Origin of the sequence: Nostoc sp. 'Peltigera membranacea cyanobiont' 232, assembly GCF_002245985.1 — a bacterium.
Lineage (GTDB): Bacteria > Cyanobacteriota > Cyanobacteriia > Cyanobacteriales > Nostocaceae > Nostoc.
Genome location: NZ_NOLK01000088.1, coordinates 24,146 through 31,822, shown reverse-complemented (window position 1 = coordinate 31,822; position 7,677 = coordinate 24,146). Strand labels below are relative to the sequence as shown.

General features: G+C 42.3%; 9 protein-coding genes and 1 pseudogene. 3 read left to right on the top strand and 7 right to left on the bottom strand.

The window, feature by feature from the left end; translation table 11 throughout:
* From CDG79_RS24990 to der, 3 genes and pseudogenes are all read right to left on the bottom strand, one after another.
* A pseudogene (locus CDG79_RS24990) lies at positions 1-350 on the bottom strand (aminodeoxychorismate synthase component I); the annotation flags it as partial.
* Between the two features lie 105 nt (positions 351-455).
* Positions 456-1,376, bottom strand: coding sequence for an energy-coupling factor transporter transmembrane component T family protein (locus CDG79_RS24985; RefSeq protein WP_094344538.1), 921 nt, complete (start codon positions 1,374-1,376; stop codon positions 456-458).
* A gap of 98 nt (positions 1,377-1,474) precedes the next feature.
* Positions 1,475-2,845 carry a ribosome biogenesis GTPase Der gene (gene der / locus CDG79_RS24980; protein WP_094344537.1) on the bottom strand — a complete coding sequence of 457 codons (1,371 nt, stop codon included), beginning with the start codon at positions 2,843-2,845 and terminating at the stop codon, positions 1,475-1,477.
* A gap of 135 nt (positions 2,846-2,980) precedes the next feature.
* Between der and CDG79_RS24975 the strand changes: the two genes are divergently transcribed.
* Entirely contained in the window at positions 2,981-3,211 is a 231-nt protein-coding gene (locus CDG79_RS24975) for a hypothetical protein (protein ID WP_094344536.1), read from the top strand.
* A 63-nt stretch (positions 3,212-3,274) separates the two neighbouring features.
* Here the strand turns inward: CDG79_RS24975 and CDG79_RS24970 are convergent, their stop codons facing one another.
* Positions 3,275-3,586 (bottom strand): WD40 repeat domain-containing protein, encoded by a 312-nt coding sequence (locus CDG79_RS24970; RefSeq protein WP_094344535.1) that lies wholly within the window; start codon positions 3,584-3,586, stop codon positions 3,275-3,277.
* 27 nt (positions 3,587-3,613) lie between these two features.
* Positions 3,614-3,757: a hypothetical protein gene (locus CDG79_RS42725; RefSeq protein WP_189525116.1), complete on the bottom strand. Its 144-nt coding sequence runs from the start codon at positions 3,755-3,757 to the stop codon at positions 3,614-3,616.
* 299 nt (positions 3,758-4,056) lie between these two features.
* Here CDG79_RS42725 and CDG79_RS24965 point away from each other — a divergent pair, with 299 nt between their 5' ends.
* Complete coding sequence (locus tag CDG79_RS24965) at positions 4,057-4,602, top strand: hypothetical protein (protein WP_143855574.1); 546 nt, start codon at positions 4,057-4,059, stop codon at positions 4,600-4,602.
* A 379-nt stretch (positions 4,603-4,981) separates the two neighbouring features.
* Here CDG79_RS24965 and CDG79_RS24960 read toward each other — a convergent pair whose 3' ends face one another.
* The gene (locus CDG79_RS24960) at positions 4,982-6,178 is read right to left on the bottom strand and encodes a site-2 protease family protein (RefSeq protein WP_094344533.1); all 1,197 of its coding nucleotides are present in this window, start codon (positions 6,176-6,178) and stop codon (positions 4,982-4,984) included.
* 287 nt (positions 6,179-6,465) lie between these two features.
* Positions 6,466-6,720 carry a photosystem I reaction center subunit PsaK gene (gene psaK / locus CDG79_RS24955; RefSeq protein WP_094344532.1) on the bottom strand — a complete coding sequence of 85 codons (255 nt, stop codon included), beginning with the start codon at positions 6,718-6,720 and terminating at the stop codon, positions 6,466-6,468.
* A 123-nt stretch (positions 6,721-6,843) separates the two neighbouring features.
* Here psaK and CDG79_RS24950 point away from each other — a divergent pair, with 123 nt between their 5' ends.
* A complete protein-coding gene (locus tag CDG79_RS24950; RefSeq protein WP_094344531.1) occupies positions 6,844-7,476 on the top strand; it encodes a phosphoribosylanthranilate isomerase in 633 nt (210 codons plus the stop codon).
* Positions 7,477-7,677 lie beyond the last annotated feature (201 nt).

The window sequence follows — 7,677 nt, the reverse complement described above, 5'->3', positions numbered from 1 at the left end:
GGGGAAGATGAGGAAGCAGGGGGAGATGGGGAAGAAAATACTACTTCATCCCCCTCATCCCCCTCATCCTCTTCATCTCTTCCTACTCCTTGCTGTAACAACTTTTTTAGGAAGGGAAAAACTTCTCCTACTTCTGGTGTCCACATTTGGGGGATACCATCGACTAGACGAGGAGCGCCTGCACAGATAGAATATCGGCTGAGTTGGGGATGATCGATTGGTGTTGGGTAGGGACTTTCCAGTAGGGTTGCAATTCCCGATGGGTTGGTGGGGCGAAAAAGAGCAGCAAAAACTTCTGAACCTGTGCGCTTTTCTAAAGGTAGCGATCGCCAATACCAAGCCTCGATCATACTGTTTCTAAGGGTTGCTCATAGTTAGTTAACAGTTTTCAGCAGTGAGTACAAATTAGCTACAACTACTGACAATTACCTCTATACCATTTTCTCGGTGCAAAATTAGACCTGAGTTCCGATAGCTATGCGTATTCCCCAGAATACAATTAAAGTCGCAATAGCAAGCCAGTCACGCCCTTTGAATCGTAAATCATGCCACTGCACTCGATGCTCGTTGGGACTGGTAAAACCCCGCACCATCATTGCATTGGCCATTTGGTCGGCTCGTAAGAGGAGATTTTCCAAAAGTCTCTCTGCTACTGTCATCCAAACCTTGAATCCTCCTTTCAATCCCAGCTTTTTCCAATTAATTGCCCTTGTCATAACTGAGCGAAATAAGTTTTGCACTTCTTCTAAAACTAGGGGAATAAAACGTAAGGACAAGGTTAAAGTTAAAGCAATTTCTGTGACAGGCAACTTAAAGCGTCGTAACGGTTGCATTAAGCTTTCTATGCCAGAGGTGATTTCTTCTGGTGCGGTTGTTAGCAGATACAGGTTTGTGCTGTAAATCACGGTAAATATAAGTGTACTCAGGCGTACAGCCAAATCCAAGGAGCGACGAGTTACTTTGACTGGGCCTTTGTGAAATAGCACATAACTATATTTTTTGCGATCGCTTACCTGCTCTGGAACAATATTTTTGGAGTTTGCTGGTTGGGTTAATATTTGTTCATTAGCTGGTAGGCGTGGCTGATAATCTACACCCATTCCATCAGGACTAATGGCTCCGATCGCTAAAATAAAAAACGATAGCATTAACAACCAACCCATTTGCTGCTGCCATACTCGGCGAGGAATCCTAGCAATCAAGGTGGCAGCAATCAACACTACCACCAGCATTACCCGCCAAATATTATTAGCCAAAACATAGCTTGTTAAAAAGCTCATCAACCAGGCGAACTTGACTCGCGGATCGATTTTATGCAGCCAAGTTTGGGGTTGTTCTAAATAAAGTCCAAGTGGCAGCGATCGCAGTAAATCCATTTTAAAGTTAAGAGTTAGGAGTTAGGAGTGAGGAGTTAAGAGTTTTGACATCTGACTTTAACTCATAACTCCTGTACAGACACGATTAATCGCGTCTCCTAACTTAATTTGACGCGAGTTGCTCTATTAACGTTACCAATTTCGGCATCACGGACTTTTTTGCTGCGCCATAGCAAAATAATTGGTGTGCCTTTAAATCCTAACTGTTGCCGAAATTGGCGTTCAATGTAGCGGCGGTAGTTGTCGTTGAAGCGTTTGGAATCATTGACAAATAGTGCGATCGTTGGTGGTTGGCTACTTACTTGTGTACCATAATAAATTTTGCCCTGACGACCACCACGGGATGCTGGTGGTGAATGCCAACTCACGGCATCTGTTAATACTTCGTTGATAACTGATGTACTGACACGGCGTTTGTGTGATTCAGCCGCCGTTTTCACCAATTCGAGAATTTTTTCTACTCGTTGTCCTGACAAGGCGCTGACAAAAATTGTTTCTGCCCATTCGGTAAAATGTAACCGTGATTGCAGAGTTTTTTCGTAGTCGTAGATTGTGTAAGAGTCTTTTTCGACAGCATCCCACTTATTAACGACGATGATGCAAGCTCGACCTTCTTCGATAATCCGCCCAGCTAATTTTTGGTCTTGCTCAGTGACTCCATCTACAGCATCTATTACTAATAAAACCACGTCAGCGCGGCGAATTGCTTTGAAAGCACGGTTAATACTAAAGAATTCTGTACCGTATTCTATATGTTTCTTTTTGCGAATCCCGGCGGTGTCAATTAAGCGGTAGGTTTGCCCGTCTCGTTCAATAACGGTATCAATCGCATCGCGGGTTGTACCAGAAATTGGGCTGACAATTGCCCTCTCTTCGCCGACAAAAGAATTGAGTAAGCTCGATTTGCCCACATTCGGACGACCCACAATCGCTACTTTGATTTCATTAGTTTCGGGGATGTCTTCAACAGCAGGGATGTGATTAACTAACTCGTCGAGTAACTCTCCTGTACCACTACCATGAATTGCGGAGATGGGGTAAGGTTCGCCCAATCCCAATTCCCAAAACTCGGCAGCTTGCATTAAGCCTTGGTCTGGAGATTCACATTTATTTACAGCTAATAGTACAGGTACGCGTTGTTGGCGCATCCATTCGGCGATTTCTTGGTCTGCCGATGTGGGGCCTGTTTGACCATCGACTACAAAAATAGCGCCACAAGCTTCTGCCAGGGCTGTCATTGCCTGTTGGCGAATCAGTGGTAAAAATTCGGTATCATCATTAAAGACTAAACCGCCAGTGTCTACAACTAAAAATTCGCGACCATTCCAGAAAGCTGGCATGTAGGTGCGATCGCGTGTCACTCCCGGTTCATCATGGACAATCGCCGTTTGTTCCCCGGCGAGTCGATTAACCAGGGTGGATTTGCCCACATTTGGGCGTCCGATAATTGCAACAATTGGCAGTGCCATAAAACCAGGGTAAGTGAGAGGTGTAGTATATCACGTCCCTACATTTTACTCACTTTAAACTGGAAGTTTTAATAATTTTCCAACTTGGTAGGCTTTGATAGCTAAGAATCGAACAAAAAACAGGAAATTATACTTATGTTGGAGATTGAAAATTTAGGAGTGAGTGTAGAAGAGTATTTGGATGGATTGGCAAAAGGTATTGATATTTTGGAATTGAAGCGGTTAGAAGCAAAGGGAATTCCAACAAACCTAGCTCTGGAAGTTATGGCAATTATACCAAAGGTAGTCAATGGTACGGCTACTCCTGAAGAAATTGTTAGAGGACTAATGATTCTAACACCATCGCTTCGCCAACAAGTTGAATAGAGGAATAGCCAAAAAATCATGTGTTTTGATTTTGGAGGTTAAGACATGTTTTGTAGTCCTACATCAATTTACTTCTAACGCCCCCAAAGCTTTTAAAGTTGCTACATCTGCTTCAGCCAACCCGATCGCTTCAGTAATACAGCGCTTCCGGCTATTATGGAATATAGTTTTTCTCCTTGCCCCTCTCCTAGCATACCTTTCAGCTTTGAGGATGTACCCCATAGCTGCCGGAAGTGCTGTAATCATGCCTTCATAAGGGCGGGCTGGTCTTAAAGTTTGCAGACAATTGCCTGTTTCAAAATCCCAGTGTTTAACTATCTTTTCATAGCCACTGGTGAAGAGAGTTTTTCCATCAGGGCTAAAGGCGATCGCCACAGTTAGTAGCCAACGTCTTTGATGTAACTAAAAATTGCGATCGGATTCTACAGCCATGTCTAAGTACGTCTGTCCTGCCCAAGATTGACGAAAGACAATTTCTTGAACTTTGGTTAAGCGTCCCTGTGGCAATAATTGCTCGACTAGTGCGATCGCTTCTTCTGCCGTCATTTATTTACGTAGTAATACAGCTTAACTACAATATTCCTATCATCAACTTGATTTTTTACAAAAAGTTTACGTAAATCAACTAAAAAGATCCGACTTTTCTCAGACCTTTTCCGACCGTCAAACTTTATACCAAATAGTAGAGTATTTAGATAACCAGTATTTATATCCCCAACTTCTTAGAGGAGATATAGAGAAAGCGATCGCTTTCTCTATATAACTTGGGTAATTCACAGTATTTTCGGAAAAACAAGCGGATGAAATTCTTAAAAACTCTTTTCTCTGTTGCAGCTATCTCTATTATGAATATAAGCTCTTTAAATGTTTTGATGCCTTCATCTGCCAAAGCACAAGTTCCTAACGGTCGGTATGAAATTCAGCCAAACAATCAGATTTTCTTCTATCCCGCAGACAACACTAAAAACGCTGTTGTAGTCTACACAGGAAAAGGAAAAGCTACGCATATTATTAACTACGGTGGTGCAATTTACACGGCGTTTGCAGGAGGATCTATTTACCGGAGTCCAGATGGGCAAAATCTTGGTGGTGGAGGCCGCACTACGAAACCTTATCCTGGTTCCGCGACAGTAAATAAAATGCTAGTGTGCCAAAATGCTCTTTTTACCGCCTTTAAGGGGGGATATATTTACCGGAGTCCAGATGGACTAAACCTTGGCGGTGGTGGCAATACTGCAAGGGCGTATAAAGGGACTGGAGAGGTACAAAGGATGACGTGTACTAACAGAAATAGTGTTATCACTTATTTTGTAGGCGGTCAGGTGTATGAGAGTCCAGATGGTCTAAATCTTGGCGGGGGTGGGAACACACAGAAATTGGGAGGTAATTAAAGTTATTTGTAGCGACTGTCTTAAAAATCAAGCGATCGCACTTCCCACTATATTCAGATCCCCGACTTCGTAAAAGTTGTCGAGGATCTATTTTCATAAACCGATAATTTCATGCGATCGCACTTTCCAATACACGATCGTTTTCGGCGGTTGCAATAGATAAATTTAATACAATCTAATTACGCATTATATAGTAATTCAAAAACTGTGTCTGGTGATGTTTTAGGCATTTTCTTAGGTCAAACTTAGGTCTAAAAAATAAAAAAGGTAGGAAATCCTACCTTTTACCCAAAAAAAGCATTTTGTAACCAAATACCATATTCAATATCACACAAGCTTTTGACGAATCTATTGCAAAACTATGACAAGGGTATGACACTTAATTTGCAATTGACTTTGCAATTACTCCTAGTTGCAACCCAGGCGGATAGCTACCTTCTTCTTTGATCCGCTTAATTTCAGCGTCTGTGAGCCGCAAATTTAACTTTTGTGCCAACGATCGCACAATATCTCCCCGATCGATTACACCAGCTACAGCACCAGCAGGAGAAAGGACGGTAATTCGAGGTAACTGCTCATTTTCCAGCTTGTTAATTACCTCAGCTATGGTTGTTGCTTCCGTAACGGTGGGTATTTCTGTCAGAGAATGCACAATGCTGTGTAAGGTTTGGGTTTCCCATTCACTTCTTTGGGTTACACGAAAATTATCAATGGAAACTAGACCCCGGTAACGTCCATCAGAAGCAGCAAAATAAACCTGTGAAGGGGCGGTTTCCAACAAGTATAAATCGGCAAAAGAACGCAATGTCTGGTCAGCATCTATAACCCGAAAGTCACGAGTCATCGCATCAGCCGCCACCACTTTAAGTAAGCTTTCCTGCAACGTAGTCATGTTGTCATAAGTGCTGGCGTTGCGGACAGCAAACCAACCTAACATCGCAATCCACAAACCAAGTGCTAACTCTCTTGTCAAGAAATCTACAACAAATCCCAGAGCGATCGCACCATAACCCAAAATTTGCCCAGCCTTTGCAGCCCAATGTACGGCTTGAAAACGATTACCCGTTATTTGCCATAGTGCTGCTTTTAACACTTGCCCTCCATCTAGAGGTAAGCCAGGAATCAGGTTAAATAGCGCCACAACTAAGTTAATTCTCGCCAAATCTCCGACCATGACACTGAGGGGACTAGTATGGGGGATTACGGTAACTCCTATACGGAGGAATAAAAATAGTATGATACTCACCAATGGGCCAGCGATCGCTACTTGAAAGGCTTTGAAAGGAGTTTTAGATTCTTCTTCGATAGCAGCAATCCCGCCAAACAGAAACAGAGTAATTGAATTAACTTTAATACCTTGCGATCGCGCTACCAAGCTGTGACCCAATTCATGTAGCAACACCGAACTAAATAGCAGCAGTGCCATAACTATTCCAGCACTCCAAGCGACAGCAGTCCCCCATTCCTGGTAAGCTACCCCAAAGTTGAGGGTTGCCAACCCTAAAATCACAAACCATAAGGGGTCTAAAAATAGGGGAATGCCAAATAAAGACCCAATTTTCCAATTTGTTTGCATTATATTGTCCTAAAACTAGATATTGCCAGTAGTTCCTATACTGTAATATTTTCGTATATACTTATACATGTATTTATGAGCATCAATTTGGTACTGCGAGTAACGAAATGCTCTTATTTCTAGAATAGACAATTAATGTCTCTGAGCAAAACTCTGAAATTGGGAATTGGGAATTGTTTATTTCCTCTTCTACTCCCCTTATTGAATGTGTGAAATGGAAAAAACCATATTTTACTAGTTTTGTATTTAATCGCGGCGTTACAGGTAACGCCGCGGTCATTGCAAAGTTATAGACGACCGATGTTAGTCAGTCCTAAAACGATGCCAATACCGATAATATGACCAAAAGCCATTGCTGCAACAAATGTTGGAACACTGACCGGTAGGATAGGCAATTTGGGGCCAACTAAGGGTTTTTCAATCTTAGTACTTAGCAAAAGCACTACTAAGCTGCTGATGCTGATAATAATTCCTACTGTAGGATTCCACGCAGGTGTTGCGGGAACATTTGCAGCTGCTGCTAGTAAAGTAGATGAAATCAAGCTTTTGTCTCCTAAATGAAAAAGTTAACCCAGACCTCAAGATTATAAAATTACTAGGCCCAAAAGTTTTTTAGATAGTTTAGACTTTTCAGGTGATTATTCTAAATTCTTTGTTATATTTCCATGCGCGTTAAAATTTGCGGTATCACTCAACCACAGCAGTCTATAGCGATCGCCTCTCTGGGGGCAACGGCACTAGGATTTATTTGTGTGCCAACTTCACCTCGCTACGTGACTACATCCCAAATTCGGGTAGCAGTGGCAGAACTCCCGGCAAATATTGACACAATTGGTGTTTTTGCCAATGCTAGTATCCCTGAAATCAGTCAGATAGTTGTTAATTCTGGGTTGACTGGTGTCCAGTTACACGGAGATGAATCACCAGATTTTTGCGACCAATTACGTCAAGAGTTACCCAATATCGAAATTATTAGAGCGCTAAGGATTCGTAGTCTTGAGCATCTAGACACTGCGGCTCATTACACAAAATACATAGATACTTTATTACTTGATGCCTACCATCCCGAACAACTTGGTGGTACAGGCAAAACCTTAGATTGGAAAATGTTAGAGCAATTTAACCCCAATTGCCCTTGGTTTTTAGCTGGGGGATTAACAGCAGATAATATTTTGGAAGCTTTAAGTCAAATTAGTCCTAGCGGCGTTGATTTATCTAGTGGTGTGGAACGCGCACCTGGAGATAAGGATTTAGATAAAGTAACTAAGTTGTTTAAAAAATTAGGGGGTAGGGAGTAGGGAATGTGAAGTCAAGGGAGATGAGGAAACAAAAGAAGCAAAGGAAGCAGAAATATTAATTATTTCAATGCCTCATTACCCCTTATCCCGAATTTCTCACCACATCTCTCAAAGCCTTGTGCAGGGGAGCAGGGGAGCAGGGGAGCAGGGGAGCAGAGGAGAGTTCAAATACCAAGTTCTTTCCCCTCTGCCTCTGAAGCC